Here is a 15,340-nt window from a genome sequence, read left to right on the forward strand (position 1 = left end):
TTACATGGCAGGATTGGTTATATGTTGCGTTGGTTGACAGCCGGTGAATCCCACGGTCCGGCTCTGGTCGGAATAGTTGAAGGCGTGCCTGCCGGTGTTGAACTCACCAGTAGGCAGATCCGCGACGCGCTGGCGCGTCGCCGCCTTGGTTATGGCCGTGGCGCCCGCATGAAGTTTGAGCAGGACGAAGTGACCATCATGGGTGGTGTCCGTCACGGTGTCACCCAAGGTGGTCCCGTTGCCATCCAGGTGGGCAACACCGAATGGCCCAAGTGGGAACAGATCATGTCCGCGGATCCGGTGGATCCGGAGCTCCTGGCGGACCAGGCACGCAATGCCCCCTTGACGCGTCCGCGTCCGGGTCACGCCGATTTCACCGGTATGCAGAAGTACGGGTTTGATGAAGCACGTCCTGTGCTTGAACGTGCGAGTGCCCGGGAAACCGCCACCCGCGTGGCACTGGGTACGGTAGCGGCGCAGTTTCTGAAGCAACTTGGCGTCGAACTGGTCAGCCACACCGTTTCCATTGCCAGCGTCTCCGTTCCTGAAGGCCGGCCCTTGCCGCTTCCGGGTGACGTACTCGCCCTGGATGCGGACCCGTTGCGGTGCTTCGACCGTGAGACCTCGGACGCCATGGTGGCTGAGGTGGATGCGGCCCACAAGGAAGGGGAAACCCTGGGCGGCGTCGTTGAAGTCCTGGCCTACGGACTCCCGCCCGGACTTGGCAGCTACGTCCACTGGGACCGTCGCCTCGATTCACGCCTGGCGGCAGCCCTCATGGGCATCCAAGCCATCAAGGGTGTGGAAGTTGGCGATGGCTTCCTGACCGCTGCGCGCCGTGGATCGGCCGCCCACGACGAAATCGTCAAGGATGAGCACGGCAAGATCATCCGGCAGACCAACCGTGCAGGCGGCATCGAAGGCGGCATGAGCATTGGTGAGGTACTCCGGGTCCGTGCGGCCATGAAGCCCATTGCCACCGTTCCGCGCGCGCTGCGCACCATCGACGTCAGCACCGGTGAGCCGGCCAAGGCGCACCACCAGCGTTCGGACGTGTGTGCGGTGCCGGCGGCAGGCGTCGTTGCAGAGGCCATGGTGGCGCTGGTGCTGGCCGAGGCCATCACCGAAAAGTTTGGCGGCGACTCCGTGACGGAGACCACCCGCAACCTGCAGAGCTACCTGGACAGCATCCCGGCTACCCTGGACTCGGTCGGCCGGTAGTGGCGGGCGCGATCCAGGGCGGCCGCGCAGGCCGTCCCGTTGTCCTGGTTGGTCCGATGGCGGTAGGAAAATCCGCCATTGGCGTGCAGTTGGCGCAACAGTTGGACATACCTTTCGTGGATACGGACGCTGTAGTGGTGGCCGCGCACGGCAGCATTGCAGACATCTTCGCGGGCCGCGGCGAACACGCGTTCCGTGAACTCGAAGCGCGGGCAGTGGCCAAAGCCATCGATTCCGCCAAGGTCCTGCCCGCCGTCATTTCGCTCGGTGGGGGAGCAGTCCTTGACTCGGGGACGCAGCAGTTGCTTGAAGAATGCACTGTTGTGTACTTGGAATGCGATGCCGAAACCGTTGCAGACCGTATTGCGCGGAACACCGGCCGCCCCTTGCTGCAGGGGGACGCGATGTCCCGCTGGGAGGCCTTGTTCGCCGCCCGAAAGCCCGTCTACGAGCGCCTCGCCAACATCGTCCTGGATGTCCGGTCGGGATCCGTGACGGAAATCGCCCTCCTGCTGGAGGAGCGGCTGCGCGAGTACGCAGCCTTGAAAGAGGAAGTTGAAAAGTGAGCAACGAAGCAACTGTCATCAAGGTCACCGGGCAAAACGCCTCGGACAACTACGACGTCGTGGTGGGACGGGGATTGCTGGAAACACTTCCGGCCAAGCTCGGGGAGCGCGTCCGCCGTGTCCTCGTGATCCACCCCAGGGCCCTTCGGCTGACCGGCGATACCGTCCGCGCCGAACTTGAGGCCGCAGGCTTCACGGCCCTGACAGCCGAGGTCCCCGATGCCGAAGAGGGCAAGCACATCCAGGTAGCCGCCTTCTGCTGGCAGGTGCTGGGGCAAAACGACTTCACAAGATCGGACGCAATCGTCGCCGTTGGCGGTGGTGCGGTCACGGACCTGGCTGGATTCGTTGCTGCCACCTGGCTGCGCGGCGTCAAGGTCATCCACATGCCCACCAGCCTGCTTGGCATGGTGGACGCTTCTGTCGGCGGCAAGACCGGCATCAACACCGCGGAAGGCAAGAACCTCGTGGGTTCGTTCCACCCGCCTGCCGCTGTGCTTGCGGACCTGGACACACTGCAGACGCTCCCCAGGAACGAACTCATTTCCGGCATGGCCGAAGTCATCAAATGCGGCTTCATCGCGGACCCCGCCATTTTGGACCTCGTGGAGAAGAACACGGACGCAGTGACGGATCCGGGATCGGCGGTGATCCGGGAGTTGATCGAGCGGGCCATCGCGGTCAAGGCCAAGGTTGTTTCCCAGGACCTCAAGGAATCCGGGCTGCGTGAGATCCTGAACTACGGCCACACCTTGGGCCACGCCATTGAACTCGTGGAGCGCTACTCCTGGCGGCATGGCGCGGCGGTTTCCGTCGGCATGATGTTCGCCGCAGAGCTCTCCCGCAGTGTTGGCCGTCTCACGGATGCCGACGCCGACAGGCACCGGACCATCCTGGAGAGCCTGGGCCTGCCCATCACCTACCGCAAGGACCGTTGGCAGGGTTTGCTGGACGGCATGCGGCGCGACAAGAAGTCCCGCGGCGACCTTCTTCGATTCGTAGTCCTGGACGGGGTGGCCAAGCCCGGCATCCTGGATGTTCCGGACACCTCACTGCTGTTTGCCGCCTACCAGGAGATCGCATCATGACGGCCACCCTCAGCGAAGGCATCAGCGACTGGCCAACAGCCGGCTTCCCAGGAGTCCGGATGAACCCGGACACCCTCCTCCCGGTGGTGGTGAACGAGGACGCGATGGAGTCCGCCCTCGCTGTGTCCGAAGATCCCGCCGACCGCATCATGGCACTCCTGCTGGAGAACCAGCCCAAGGAAGCCGCCGAATTGCTCGCCGAGGCACGCTATAAGGACCCCGAGTCGTTTCGCCTGAGGATCTTCGAAGCCGAAGTCCACCGTGCCACCAACAGGCACGACCGTGCCGTTCAGCTGTTCCGCCAACTCCTTAATGAAGTCCATGGCAGCAGCAAGGAAGCCGTGGTCCATCAGTACCTTGGGCGTGCCTACTTCGTCAGTGGCAACGCCGTCGCGGCTTCAGAAGAGTTCGCGAAGGCCCTGGACCTGCGGGTAGCCATGGCGGCCGACGCGGCCTTGATCTATTCCTCCGCCGTGGCCTTGCAGCGTGCCCGCGACGTGGTGGAAGTGGCTTCCTAGGCCGCTTCCTGCTGCCCGATGACGGGCCACCCTCCAATTGCCGTTAGAATGGTTCTTGGATTTTTGATAAATACGCGCTGGCCGGCCATTGTGGCATGCCGGCTTGGCATACGGCTGGAAGCTAGAACTTAGCTTTGACCAGTGAGAGAAACCAGAGGATACGAGTGGCAACCACAAACGACATCAAGAACGGAACCGTACTGAAGCTCGAGGGCCAGCTCTGGAACGTCATTGAGTTCCAGCACGTCAAGCCGGGCAAGGGCGGCGCCTTCGTCCGCACCAAGATGCGGAATGTCATGTCCGGCAAGGTTGTGGACAAGACGTTCAACGCCGGCCTCAAGATCGAGACCGCCACGGTTGACCGCCGCGACTACCAGTACCTGTACCAGGATGGCGAAGACTTCGTCTTCATGGACACCAGCGATTACGACCAGATCCACGTATCCGGCGCAACTGTGGGTGATGCCACCAACTTCATGCTGGAGAACCAGATGGTGAACATCGCCATCCACGAGGGCACTCCGCTCTACATTGAACTCCCGCCGAGCGTCGTCCTCGAAATCACGTACACCGAGCCCGGCCTCCAGGGTGACCGCTCGTCCGCGGGCACCAAGCCGGCTACGGTCGAGACCGGATACGAGATCCAGGTTCCGCTGTTCGTCGAGCAGGGCACCAAGGTTAAGGTCGACACCCGCGACGGCAGCTACCTGGGCCGGGTCAACGACTAGTGAGCGCCCGCGGTAAGGCCCGTAACAGGGCCCTGGAAGTACTCTTCGAAGCCGAGCAGCGCTCGGTCTCGGCTTTCGACGCGCTGAAGGCGCGCCGGGAGAAGACTGACCTCGTTGTTAACCCGTACACGGTGGAAATCGTGGAGGGTGTTGTGTCCATGCAGCCCACCATCGACGAATTCCTGCAGACCTACGCGCAGGGTTGGACGTTGGAGCGGATGCCGTCCGTGGACCGCATCATCCTGCGTATCGGCGCCTGGGAGCTGCTGTACAACGACGACGTTCCTGATGGTGTGGCCGTCAGCGAAGCCGTGGCCTTGGCCAAGACCATGTCCACTGACGAATCGCCGGCCTTCATCAACGGTTTGCTGGGGCGGCTGCAGAAGCTCAAGCCATCTTTGCTGGCCTAGCCACCAGCTGTGAAGGGCCCGTTTTCCCGGCACTATGCGTGCCGGAAAGCGGGCCCTTTTGCATGCCTATCGCAGGACGGCCGCGCGGAGCTGCGGAATGGGCCTCAGCTGCTCCAGTGCGGGCCCTTTTGCATGCCTATCCCAGGACGGCCGCGCGGAGCTGCGGAATGGCCCGCAACTGCTCCAGTTCGTCCCTCTGGTGGAGCTGGACGTCGCGTCCGCTCAGGATCCGCTGGCGGGTGAAAGCCAAAGCCGTGGCGGCCTTGATGAAGGCCCGCATGTGGGCCGAACGGCCGCGGGTGGCTGCCCATCCGATGGCTTGCCTCCTGCCGCGGGCGGTGGACAGCATCTCCACTTCCACCGGAGTGAACCAACCAGCGGCGGCATATTCCTGCAGGCGTTGGCGTGTGAGCTTTCCTTCGGCGAGGCGAAGCAGGATGATGCCCACGGCGGCCACCAGGAAGATCGGTACCTGGACCACAAAGTACTCGGCCAGGAAGTCCTGGCCCATGCTGTTCCAGCGGTTATGCAGGAACATTGCGGGGAGCAGGCCTATGAAGAACGCCAGGACCGCGTAGCCGGTGTGCCATTTCCGTGCGGCGAATCCCATGATGAGCCCGGTGGTCCCGGTGAAGATGGCGTGCGCAAAGGGCGACATGACCCCGCGCAGGATGAAGACCCGGACCAGGTCTGCACCCGGCTCGGAGGATGAGGCGATCTCGCGGCCGAAGTACAGGATGTTCTCCGTAAAGGCGAAGCCGGCGGCGATGGTGAAGGCGAAGACCACGCCATCCACCGGACCGTCGAAGTATTTCCGTGCCGCGAGGATGAGTACCAGCAAGCCAAGGGACTTGCTGAATTCCTCCACGATGGGAGCCTGCACCGTAGCCATGAAGTAGGTGAAGGCCTCTTCGCTGGTGGTGGGAGCTGCCAAGGCAAACACAGGTTGGATCAAGAGCGTCGCGGCAATGGAGACGGCGGCTCCCCAGGTGAACGCGAACCACAGCAGGCGCTTGGGCTCGGGCTCCCAGCGGTCAATGAACCGTACGGTCAACAACACCACGGACAGCGGAACCAGCGAAGCCACAAAGCCGATCACGAAGCCGGTGACACCGGTGTTTCCCAGGAGGAAAGGGATCACCAGGAGGAGGCTTCCGAAAACCAGGACGGCACCCACCAGGAGCAGCGGGATCAAACCCCAACTCCGTCGGGGCTGGGCGCGGGCCCGGTTGGCCCAGGACTGTTGGGGAAGCGCGCCTGGATTCCCGGGGGCCGTTTGGTAGTTGCCTGGCTGCACCCTGCCGATCCAGGTGGGATTGGGGGACCCGCCCGGCATGGACCCAGGATCGTGCCGCGGGCCGCCAGGGTTGCCGGGGGAAGTTGCTGGTCATGCTCCCGAGCCTATTCCACGCGTTGGGGATGTGAGGTTAAACTCACCGCTGCCCGGGTCATGCGGTGAGGGCGCCGGAGGTGCCTGTGGTAGCTTTGAAACGCAAATATTCCTTTTTTAATTCCGTCCTGTGAGGCGGGGAAAGGGGAGACGAGCGATGACTGAAGTTACTTCAGCGCAGGTTCCGTCCAGGGTTGTCCTCAACCAGGCGGACATCGACCGTGCGCTCACTCGTATCGCCCATGAGATCCTCGAGGCCAACAAAGGCTCCCAGGACCTGGTCCTGTTGGGCATTCCCCGCCGCGGCTATCCACTTGCCGTGCGCCTGGCCAACAAAATTGCCGCGGCCGATCCCGCGGTCAGCGCCGAAACCATTGTCGGCCAGCTCGATGTCACCATGTTCCGTGACGACCTCTCACACCAGCCCACGCGGCCACCGCACCACACGCGCCTTCCCCTCTCCGGCATCGACAACAAAGTTGTTGTCCTCATTGACGACGTCCTTTACTCGGGACGTACCATCCGTGCGGCGTTGGATGCCCTGGTTGACCTGGGTCGGCCCAGGATCGTGCGCCTCGCAGTCCTGGTGGACCGGGGACACCGTGAGCTGCCCATCCGGGCGGACCATGTGGGCAAGAACCTTCCCACGTCATCTGCCGAGAAGGTCCGCGTGTGCCTCGAAGAGATCGATTCCGTGGACGGCGAACCCATCAACGAAGTAGTGATCGAGGCAGGTAAGTGAAGCACCTTCTTTCCACTGAGAACCTCAGCGCCGCGGACGCCATCCGCGTTCTGGACACCGCCGAGGAAATGTCCGCCGTGGGGGACCGCGAGGTCAAGAAGCTCCCGGCCCTTCGCGGCCGTACGGTGGTGAACCTCTTCTTTGAGGATTCCACGCGGACGCGCATCTCCTTCGAGGCCGCGGCCAAGCGCTTGTCCGCGGACGTCATCAACTTTGCTGCCAAAGGCTCCTCGGTCTCCAAGGGGGAGTCCCTCAAGGACACGGCACAGACCCTGGCCGCCATGGGTGCCGACGCCGTGGTGATCAGGCACTGGGCATCCGGGGCTCCGCACCGACTTGCCGCTACCGACTGGATCGATGCCGCGGTGATCAACGCCGGAGACGGTACCCACGAACACCCCACGCAGGCCTTGCTGGATGCCTTCACCATGCGCCGCCACTGGTCGCAGATCAACGGGACGGCTTCCTCCGGCGCGGACCTGAAAGGCATGCGGGTGGCCATCGCCGGCGATGTCCTGCACTCCCGGGTGGCCCGGTCCAACGTGTGGCTGCTGCGTACCCTGGGTGCCGATGTCACGCTTGTTGCGCCACCCACCTTGCTGCCGATCGGCGTCGAACACTGGCCTTGCAAGGTCAGCTACAACCTCGACGAGACCCTCGAAGCCGGCATGGACGCCATGATGATGCTCCGTGTCCAGGGCGAACGCATGAACGCTTCCTTCTTCCCGTCCACCCGCGAGTACTCACGCCGCTGGGGTTTCGACGACGCACGCCTGAAAACCTTGGATGACCTGGGCATGAAGGACACCATCATCATGCACCCGGGTCCCATGAACCGGGGCCTGGAGATCTCCTCCGCGGCCGCAGACTCTCCCCGTTCCACCGTGCTGGCCCAGGTCCGGAACGGTGTTTCCGTGCGGATGGCCGCCCTCTACCTGCTGCTTTCGGGAGACACCCGCGAGGCAGCCCCCACTGCAACCACCCCGTCCACCAAGGAGAACAACTGATGTCCGGTGATACCTACCTGATCCGCGGGGCCGCCATTCTTGGCGGCGAAGCCGAAGACCTCCTGATCCGTGACGGGCTCATCGCGGCACGTGGCAAGGACCTGGCAGCTGACGATGCCACTGTCATCGACGCGGCCGGCCTGATCGCCCTCCCCGGCATGGTGGACGTCCACACCCACCTCCGCGAGCCGGGCAGGGAAGACGCAGAGACGGTTGAGACCGGTACCCGTGCGGCAGCCCTGGGCGGCTTCACTGCCGTCCACGCCATGGCCAACAGCAACCCCGTGGCAGATACCGCGGGCGTCGTGGAGCAGGTCCACAGCCTGGGCCGGGCTTCGGGCTGGGTGGATGTCCGCCCCGTGGGTGCGGTCACGGTGGGACTTGCCGGGGAACAGCTCGCAGAGCTGGGTGCCATGGCCGACTCCCGCGCGCAGGTACGGATGTTCTCCGACGATGGCATCTGCGTTCATGATCCCGTCCTCATGCGCCGCGCCCTGGAATACGTCAAAGCGTTCGACGGCGTGGTGGCCCAGCATGCGCAGGAACCGCGCCTTACCGCCGGGGCACAGATGAACGAAGGCGCCGTCTCGGCCGTCCTGGGACTGGCCGGCTGGCCGGCTGTCGCCGAAGAAAGCATCATCGCCCGCGATGTCCTTTTGGCCCAGCATGTGGGTTCGCGCCTGCACATCTGCCACGTGTCAACGGCCGGAAGCGTTGAAATCGTCCGCTGGGCCAAGGCCCGCGGCATCAACGTCACGGCGGAAGTCACCCCGCACCACCTCATCCTCACCGACGAACTGGTCCGCAGCTACGACCCCGTGTTCAAGGTCAACCCGCCGCTCCGCACGGACGCGGACGTCCAGGCGCTCCGCGAAGGCCTGGCCGACGGAACCATCGATGTGGTGGGAACGGACCACGCGCCGCACCCGAGCGAGCACAAGGAATGCGAATGGGCACAGGCCGCCATGGGCATGACGGGCCTGGAAACCGCACTTTCCGTGGTGCAGGCAACCATGATCGAAACCGGCCTCATGACGTGGGCCGACTTCGCGAGGGTTACCTCCTTCACTCCGGCGCAGATCGGCCGGGTCGCCGACCAGGGCCGTCCCTTGGACGAAGGTGAACCGGCCAACGTCATCCTGGTGGACCCGGCTGCGCGTTGGACGGTGGACCCCCATAAAATGGCCACCATGGGCCGCAATTCACCATTCAAGGGCAAGGAACTGCCCGGATCAGTCGTTGCCACGTTCTTCAAGGGCCACCCGACGGTCCTCGACGGCCAACTGAACACGCCTTACCGGTACCCGGGAAGCCTCGATACCCCTGCCGCGGCGGTCAGCGGCGCCTGATGGACACCCAGACCCTCTCAGCGGTCATCACCGTGGCTTTGATCCTCGTCATCCTGGCGATGATCGGGCTGGGGTGGCGGAACCGCCTCAGGCGACAGTCCGACGTCGAACGCCTCCCGGACGTGCCGCAGCAACTGGAACCGGCCACAGTGGTGGCCGAGGGGCAGTATGTTGCGACCACCACGGCAGGCGACTGGCTGGACCGCATCGCCGTGCAGGGGCTGGGAATCCGGACCAACGCTGAGTTGAGCATCCACGCCGAAGGCGTGCTGTTCGACCGCCCCGGAGCAGCTCCGGTGTTCATCCCCCGCGCGGCCGTGACCGACGTCCGCAGGGACGCCGGGATGGCCGGCAAGTTCGTCGAGAAGGACGGACTCCTGGTCATCAGCTGGAAGCTGGGGGACCGGGAACTGGACACCGGCTTCAGATCCAGGCAATCCGCAGACCAGCAGCTCCTCCTCGAAGCCCTTCAAGAATTGATCTCCGCAGCCCCTCAGGCAGATGCCGATAGTGGAAAGTAATAAAGTGACGGACAGTAACGCAGCCACCACACCAACCCCCTCAGCAGCCGTTCTGGTGCTCGAAGACGGCCGCATGTTCCGCGGCCGGAGCTACGGCGCCCAAGGCACAGCCCTCGGTGAAGCCGTCTTCGCAACCGGTATGACCGGCTACCAGGAGACCATCACGGACCCCTCCTACGCCCGCCAGCTGGTGGTCCAGACGGCCCCGCACATCGGGAACACGGGCGTCAACAGCGAAGACGCTGAGTCCCGCAAGATCTGGGTTGCGGGCTACATCGTGCGCGACGCCGCACGCCGCCCCTCCAACTGGCGCTCCGAGCGTTCCCTCGACGCCGAACTGGTGGAGCAGGGAATCGTGGGCATCCAGGGCGTGGACACCCGCGCCATTACCCGGCACCTGCGTGAGCACAAGACCATGCGCGCCGGCATCTTCTCCGGCGAGGCCGCCCAGGCCTCGGACAAGGAACTGCTGGAGACCGTCCTGGCCAGCGCCCCCATGGAAGGCGCAGCCCTTGCTGAGGAAGTCAGCATCGACGAAGCCTACGTGGTGGAGCCCAAGGACCACGGCTGGGACGGCGAACCGCGCTTCTCCATCGCCGCGGTGGACCTCGGCATCAAGGCCATGACCCCGGTCCGCTTCGCGGAGCGCGGCGTCCGCGTGCACGTCCTCCCGGCCACCGCCACGCTCGAGGACGTCAACGCCGTCAGCCCGGATGGCTTCTTCATGTCCAACGGTCCCGGAGACCCCGCCACCGCGGACCACCAAGTGACCCTGCTCCGTTCGGTGCTGGACGAGAAGCTGCCGTACTTCGGCATTTGCTTCGGCAACCAGATCCTGGGCCGCGCGCTTGGCTTCGGCACCTACAAGCTGCGCTACGGACACCGCGGCATCAACCAGCCGGTCATGGACCGCCGCACCGGCAAGGTGGAGATCACTTCCCAGAACCACGGCTTCGCTGTGGACGCGCCCATGAACGGCGCCACTGTGGCCCCGGAAGAGCGCTACGGCCGGGTTGAGGTCAGCCACGTTTCGTTGAACGACGACGTCGTGGAAGGTCTCGCCTGCCTCGACATCCCGGCCTTCTCGGTCCAGTACCACCCCGAGGCAGCTGCGGGCCCGCACGACGCCGCGTACCTCTTCGACCGCTTCATCGACCTCATGGCCGAGACGAAAGCCGCTAACTCCACCGACACCAAGACTGAGGACCAGAAGTAATGCCCAAGCGTACAGATCTCAAGAGCGTCCTTGTCATCGGTTCCGGCCCGATCGTCATCGGCCAGGCCGCCGAGTTCGACTACTCCGGTACCCAGGCCCTGCGCGTCCTGAAGGACGAAGGCCTGCGGGTCATCCTGGTCAACTCCAACCCGGCCACCATCATGACCGACCCCGAGTTCGCGGATGCCACCTATGTGGAGCCCATCACGCCCGAGGTGGTCGAGAAGATCATTGCCAAGGAGCGTCCTGACGCCGTCCTGCCGACGCTGGGTGGCCAGACCGCACTGAACACCGCGATTGCCCTGGACAAGAACGGCGTCCTGGAGAAGTACAACGTGGAGTTGATCGGTGCCAACATCGCCGCGATCGAGCTCGGCGAGGACCGCGAGAAGTTCAAGGGCGTCGTGGAACGCTGTGGCGCCGAATCGGCACGCAGCCACATCATCCACACCATGGACGAGGCCTTCAAGGCTGCCGAGGACCTCGGCTACCCCATGGTGGTCCGGCCGTCGTTCACCATGGGTGGCCTGGGCTCCGGCCTGGCGTACAACGAGGACGACCTCCGCCGCATCGTTGGCCAGGGCCTCCAGTACAGCCCCACCACTGAGGTACTGCTCGAAGAGAGCATCCTTGGCTGGAAGGAATATGAGCTCGAGATGATGCGCGACAAGAACGACAACGTCGTTGTTGTGTGCTCCATCGAGAACTTCGATCCCGTAGGCGTGCACACCGGTGACTCGATCACCGTCGCACCTGCCCTGACGCTGACCGACCGCGAATACCAGAAGCTCCGCGACGTGGCCATCGCCGTGATCCGCGAAGTCGGTGTGGACACCGGTGGCTGCAACATCCAGTTCGCCATCGATCCCGCCACGGGCCGCGTGGTGGTCATCGAGATGAACCCGCGTGTATCCCGTTCATCCGCCCTGGCTTCGAAGGCAACCGGCTTCGCGATCGCCAAGATCGCCACCAAGCTGTCCCTCGGCTACACCTTGGACGAGATCCCCAACGACATCACGCAGAAGACCCCTGCATCCTTCGAGCCCACCCTCGACTACGTCGTGGTCAAGGTTCCGCGCTTCGCGTTCGAGAAGTTCCCGGCGGCGGACAACACGCTGACCACCACCATGAAGTCCGTGGGCGAAGCCATGGCCATGGGCCGCAACTTCACCGAAGCCTTGCAGAAGGCCCTTCGCTCCCTCGAGCAGAAGGGCTCGCAGCTGGACTTCAGCTCCGTCCCCGAGTACCAGGTCGCGGAGCTCATCGAGAACGCCAAGCGCCCCACCACGGACCGCCTCCACCAGGTGCAGCGCGCCCTCCTGGGCGGTGCCACGGTGGAAGACCTTTTCGCGGCCACCAAGATCGATCCGTGGTTCCTGGACCAGCTTCAGCTGCTCAATGAGACGGCACAGGAGATCCGCAAGGCCGGCGTCCTCAGCGAAGACATGCTGCGGACCGCCAAGCGCCACGGCTTCTCCGACGAGCAGATCGGTGCCCTCACGCACAACTCGGAGGCCGTTGTCCGCGGTGTCCGCCAGGCCCTGGGTATCCGCCCGGTCTACAAGACGGTGGACACCTGCGCCGCCGAGTTCGCCGCCTACACGCCGTACCACTACTCGGCCTACGACGAGGAAGACGAGGTAGGACTGCACTCCAAGCCGTCTGTCATCATCCTCGGCTCCGGGCCCAACCGCATCGGCCAGGGCATCGAGTTCGACTACTCCTGCGTCCACGCCTCCATGGCGCTGCGCAAGGCCGGCTACGAGACCGTCATGGTCAACTGCAACCCGGAAACCGTCTCTACTGACTACGACGTCTCCACGCGCCTCTACTTCGAGCCGCTGACCCTCGAGGACGTCCTCGAGGTCATCGCCGCCGAGGAGCGCACCGGTGGCGTTATGGGCGTCTTCGTCCAGCTCGGTGGCCAGACCCCGCTGAAGCTGGCCCAGCAGCTGGCCGACGCCGGTGTCCCCATCCTGGGCACCTCGCCCGAAGCGATCGACCTCGCAGAGCACCGCGGCGCCTTCGCCCGTGTCCTGGATGAGGCCGGCCTGACCTCCCCGAAGAACGGCACCGCCGTCTCCTTCGAGGACGCCAAGAAGATCGCCGACGAGATCGGCTACCCCGTCCTGGTCCGTCCGTCCTACGTCCTGGGCGGCCGCGGCATGGAGATCGTCTACGACGAAGCCAACCTGTCCCGCTACATCGCCAACGCAACGGAAATCACTTCCGAGCACCCGGTGCTGATCGACCGCTTCCTCGAAGACGCGGTGGAGATCGACGTCGATGCGCTCTTCGACGGCACGGACATGTACCTGGGCGGCATCATGGAGCACATCGAGGAAGCCGGAGTCCACTCCGGTGACTCCGCGTGCGTGCTGCCCCCGATCACCTTGGGCAACAACGTGATCGAGCGCGTCCGTACTGCTACGCGCGCCATCGCCGAAGGTGTGGGCGTCCGCGGCCTGATCAACATCCAGTTCGCCCTGGCATCGGATGTCCTCTACGTCCTCGAGGCGAACCCGCGCGCCTCCCGTACCGTTCCGTTCGTCTCCAAGGCGACGGGCGTGCAGATGGCCAAGGCCGCCGCGTTGATCGGTACGGGCGTCACCATTAACCAGCTCCGCAGCGCGTACAAGATGCTGCCGGAGTCCGGCGACGGTTCCACGCTTCCGCTCGACGCCCCGGTCGCCGTCAAGGAAGCCGTTTTGCCGTTCAGCCGCTTCCGCACTCCGGAGGGCAAGGTTGTTGACTCCCTGCTCGGCCCCGAGATGCGTTCAACGGGCGAGGTCATGGGCATCGACAAGCACTTCGATACCGCCTTCGCGAAGAGCCAGTCGGGCGCGAACAACGCCCTGCCCACCGGTGGCAAGATCTTCGTCTCGGTGGCCAACCGGGACAAGCGGTCCGTGATCATGGGCGTCAAGCGCCTGTCGGACCTCGGTTTCGAGATTGTCTCCACAGGCGGAACCGCGGACGTCCTGCGCCGCAACGGCATCCAGGCCACGCCCGTCCGCAAGGTGGCCGAGGGCAGCAGCGCCGAGGGTGAGGGAACCATCGCGGACCTCGTCGTGGCAGGGGAAATCGACATGGTGTTCAACACCCCGTCCGGCGGCGAAGCGCGCAGCGACGGATACGAACTGCGGGCTGCGGCAACCTCGATCGGCATTCCCTGCATCACCACGGTGGCGGAGTTCAACGCTGCGGTCCAGGCGATCGAAGCGCTGCGCACCTACGAGTGGTCCGTAACGAGTTTGCAGGAGCACGCGGCCAACCTGACTGCTTCCTTTGAGGCCGCCAATGCCTGAGTCCGGCGTAACACCCGAACTGCAGCCGGCCCGGGAGTCGTTCGGCTCCCGGCTGGCGGCGGCCATGGACGCCCGCGGTCCGTTGTGCGTTGGCATTGACCCGCACCCGCAGTTGCTGGCGGGCTGGGGACTGAACGACGACGCCGCCGGGCTGGAACGCTTTTCGCTCACTGTGGTGGAGGCGGTGGCTTCCCTCGCTGCCGCCGTCAAGCCGCAGGTGGCGCTCTACGAGCGCCACGGATCCGCCGGTATGGCGGTCCTGGAACGCACCCTGGCAGCCTCCAAAGAGGCCGGAGTCTTGAGCATCGCCGACGCCAAACGCGGCGACGTTGGCTCCACCATGGCGGCGTACGCGGATGCCTGGCTTCGCGATGGTTCGTCCTTGGCAGCCGACTCGGTCACGCTGAGCCCCTACTTGGGCTTTGAGTCCTTGCGGCCTGCCTTGGAGCTCGCAGCGGAGTACGGCAGGGGAGTGTTCGTGCTTGCACTGACGTCCAATCCGGAAGGCAAGAGCGTCCAGCATGTTGGCGGAGATGACTCGGTAGCCCGGCGGATTATTGCTGCTGCTGCGACCGAAAATGCACGCTACGCTGGCGCCCTGGGATCGGTTGGCCTGGTGGTTGGGGCTACGATCGGTTCCGCCCTTGAGGACCTTGGAATCGATCTTGGGCCGGTCAAGGGCGCGATCCTGGCTCCCGGCCTTGGCGCCCAGGGAGCCACTCCGGCGGACCTGCGCGCAACGTTCGGTTCGGCCTACCCGGCAGTCCTGGCCACGTCCAGCCGCGGAATCCTCGCAGCCGGACCCACGGTCGCTGCCCTTCGGGCGGCAACAGAGGAAACCCTGGGCGGCTTGCGCGCCTAGGCTGCTGCCGGTAGGTTCAGCATCAGTCGCGTGATCCGTGTCACAGTTCCTCTTGAACGGGAGTTTGGCCATGGCTTTGAAAGAACTCACCCCGCAGGAGCGTTCCGACGCTTTGGAAAAAGCTGCCAAGGCACGGGCTACCCGTGCCGCAGCCAAGGAGCGGCTCAAGCGGGGTGAGGTCAGCATCGCCGAACTGATCTCATCGGGCACCTCTGATGAGGCCATCGCGCGGATGCGTGTCATCGAACTTCTTGAGGCACTCCCGGGCATTGGCCCTGTCCGTGCCGCCGCGATCATGGCCGATATCGGTATCGCCGGATCGCGGCGGATCAGGGGCCTGGGAATTCACCAGGCCCGCGCGCTGGTAGATTTTATGGATACCCAACAAAGCGATTGACGCATCTCCCCGAAGGA

At 64.6% G+C, this 15,340-nt stretch carries 15 protein-coding genes; 14 read left to right on the forward strand and 1 reads right to left on the reverse strand.

What is annotated here, in order from left to right; genetic code table 11:
• Nucleotides 1-21 precede the first annotated feature (21 nt).
• From aroC to nusB, 6 genes are all read left to right on the forward strand, one after another.
• Nucleotides 22-1,221 carry a chorismate synthase gene (gene aroC, locus ACIPY3_RS07335; protein WP_400331964.1) on the forward strand — a complete coding sequence of 400 codons (1,200 nt, stop codon included), beginning with the start codon at nt 22-24 and terminating at the stop codon, nt 1,219-1,221.
• Nucleotides 1,221-1,787 carry a shikimate kinase gene (locus ACIPY3_RS07340; protein ID WP_400331967.1) on the forward strand — a complete coding sequence of 189 codons (567 nt, stop codon included), beginning with the start codon at nt 1,221-1,223 and terminating at the stop codon, nt 1,785-1,787. Before aroC ends, ACIPY3_RS07340 begins: the two co-directional genes overlap by 1 nt.
• The gene (gene aroB / locus ACIPY3_RS07345) at nt 1,784-2,875 is read left to right on the forward strand and encodes a 3-dehydroquinate synthase (protein WP_400331970.1); all 1,092 of its coding nucleotides are present in this window, start codon (nt 1,784-1,786) and stop codon (nt 2,873-2,875) included. The genes ACIPY3_RS07340 and aroB overlap by 4 nt, the downstream gene beginning before the upstream one ends.
• Nucleotides 2,872-3,393, forward strand: coding sequence for a tetratricopeptide repeat protein (locus tag ACIPY3_RS07350; protein ID WP_400331973.1), 522 nt, complete (start codon nt 2,872-2,874; stop codon nt 3,391-3,393). The genes aroB and ACIPY3_RS07350 overlap by 4 nt, the downstream gene beginning before the upstream one ends.
• A 164-nt stretch (nt 3,394-3,557) precedes the next feature.
• Complete coding sequence (efp, locus tag ACIPY3_RS07355) at nt 3,558-4,121, forward strand: elongation factor P (RefSeq protein ID WP_021470603.1); 564 nt, start codon at nt 3,558-3,560, stop codon at nt 4,119-4,121.
• On the forward strand, nt 4,121-4,531 hold the full coding sequence (nusB, locus tag ACIPY3_RS07360; protein ID WP_400331976.1) for a transcription antitermination factor NusB: 411 nt from the start codon (nt 4,121-4,123) through the stop codon (nt 4,529-4,531). Before efp ends, nusB begins: the two co-directional genes overlap by 1 nt.
• Nucleotides 4,532-4,667: 136 nt before the next feature.
• Here nusB and ACIPY3_RS07365 read toward each other — a convergent pair whose 3' ends face one another.
• Nucleotides 4,668-5,867 (reverse strand): PrsW family intramembrane metalloprotease, encoded by a 1,200-nt coding sequence (locus ACIPY3_RS07365; RefSeq protein ID WP_400331979.1) that lies wholly within the window; start codon nt 5,865-5,867, stop codon nt 4,668-4,670.
• A 211-nt stretch (nt 5,868-6,078) separates the two neighbouring features.
• Here ACIPY3_RS07365 and pyrR point away from each other — a divergent pair, with 211 nt between their 5' ends.
• From pyrR to mihF, 8 genes are all read left to right on the forward strand, one after another.
• Nucleotides 6,079-6,663 (forward strand): bifunctional pyr operon transcriptional regulator/uracil phosphoribosyltransferase PyrR, encoded by a 585-nt coding sequence (gene pyrR / locus ACIPY3_RS07370; protein WP_400331982.1) that lies wholly within the window; start codon nt 6,079-6,081, stop codon nt 6,661-6,663.
• On the forward strand, nt 6,660-7,670 hold the full coding sequence (locus ACIPY3_RS07375; RefSeq protein ID WP_400331984.1) for an aspartate carbamoyltransferase catalytic subunit: 1,011 nt from the start codon (nt 6,660-6,662) through the stop codon (nt 7,668-7,670). The genes pyrR and ACIPY3_RS07375 overlap by 4 nt, the downstream gene beginning before the upstream one ends.
• Nucleotides 7,670-9,019, forward strand: coding sequence for a dihydroorotase (locus ACIPY3_RS07380; protein ID WP_400331987.1), 1,350 nt, complete (start codon nt 7,670-7,672; stop codon nt 9,017-9,019). Before ACIPY3_RS07375 ends, ACIPY3_RS07380 begins: the two co-directional genes overlap by 1 nt.
• Entirely contained in the window at nt 9,019-9,540 is a 522-nt protein-coding gene (locus tag ACIPY3_RS07385) for a hypothetical protein (RefSeq protein WP_400331989.1), read from the forward strand. Before ACIPY3_RS07380 ends, ACIPY3_RS07385 begins: the two co-directional genes overlap by 1 nt.
• On the forward strand, nt 9,521-10,756 hold the full coding sequence (carA, locus tag ACIPY3_RS07390; protein ID WP_400331991.1) for a glutamine-hydrolyzing carbamoyl-phosphate synthase small subunit: 1,236 nt from the start codon (nt 9,521-9,523) through the stop codon (nt 10,754-10,756). Before ACIPY3_RS07385 ends, carA begins: the two co-directional genes overlap by 20 nt.
• Nucleotides 10,756-14,064: a carbamoyl-phosphate synthase large subunit gene (gene carB / locus ACIPY3_RS07395; protein WP_400331994.1), complete on the forward strand. Its 3,309-nt coding sequence runs from the start codon at nt 10,756-10,758 to the stop codon at nt 14,062-14,064. The genes carA and carB overlap by 1 nt, the downstream gene beginning before the upstream one ends.
• A complete protein-coding gene (gene pyrF / locus ACIPY3_RS07400; RefSeq protein ID WP_400331997.1) occupies nt 14,057-14,926 on the forward strand; it encodes an orotidine-5'-phosphate decarboxylase in 870 nt (289 codons plus the stop codon). The genes carB and pyrF overlap by 8 nt, the downstream gene beginning before the upstream one ends.
• Nucleotides 14,927-14,996: 70 nt before the next feature.
• Complete coding sequence (gene mihF / locus ACIPY3_RS07405; RefSeq protein WP_400332000.1) at nt 14,997-15,323, forward strand: integration host factor, actinobacterial type; 327 nt, start codon at nt 14,997-14,999, stop codon at nt 15,321-15,323.
• Nucleotides 15,324-15,340 lie beyond the last annotated feature (17 nt).

This window comes from Paenarthrobacter sp. NPDC089714, from assembly GCF_044748905.1.
Lineage (GTDB): Bacteria > Actinomycetota > Actinomycetes > Actinomycetales > Micrococcaceae > Arthrobacter.

Coding starts and splice junctions, on each gene's coding strand:
- pyrF (WP_400331997.1), top strand. CDS start 14,057: ATGCCTGAGTCCGGCGTAACACCCGAACTGCAGCCGGCCCGGGAGTCG.
- carA (WP_400331991.1), top strand. CDS start 9,521: ATGCCGATAGTGGAAAGTAATAAAGTGACGGACAGTAACGCAGCCACC.
- ACIPY3_RS07380 (WP_400331987.1), top strand. CDS start 7,670: ATGTCCGGTGATACCTACCTGATCCGCGGGGCCGCCATTCTTGGCGGC.
- carB (WP_400331994.1), top strand. CDS start 10,756: ATGCCCAAGCGTACAGATCTCAAGAGCGTCCTTGTCATCGGTTCCGGC.
- mihF (WP_400332000.1), top strand. CDS start 14,997: ATGGCTTTGAAAGAACTCACCCCGCAGGAGCGTTCCGACGCTTTGGAA.
- ACIPY3_RS07365 (WP_400331979.1), bottom strand. CDS start 5,867: ATGCCGGGCGGGTCCCCCAATCCCACCTGGATCGGCAGGGTGCAGCCA.
- ACIPY3_RS07385 (WP_400331989.1), top strand. CDS start 9,019: ATGGACACCCAGACCCTCTCAGCGGTCATCACCGTGGCTTTGATCCTC.
- ACIPY3_RS07350 (WP_400331973.1), top strand. CDS start 2,872: ATGACGGCCACCCTCAGCGAAGGCATCAGCGACTGGCCAACAGCCGGC.
- pyrR (WP_400331982.1), top strand. CDS start 6,079: ATGACTGAAGTTACTTCAGCGCAGGTTCCGTCCAGGGTTGTCCTCAAC.
- aroC (WP_400331964.1), top strand. CDS start 22: ATGTTGCGTTGGTTGACAGCCGGTGAATCCCACGGTCCGGCTCTGGTC.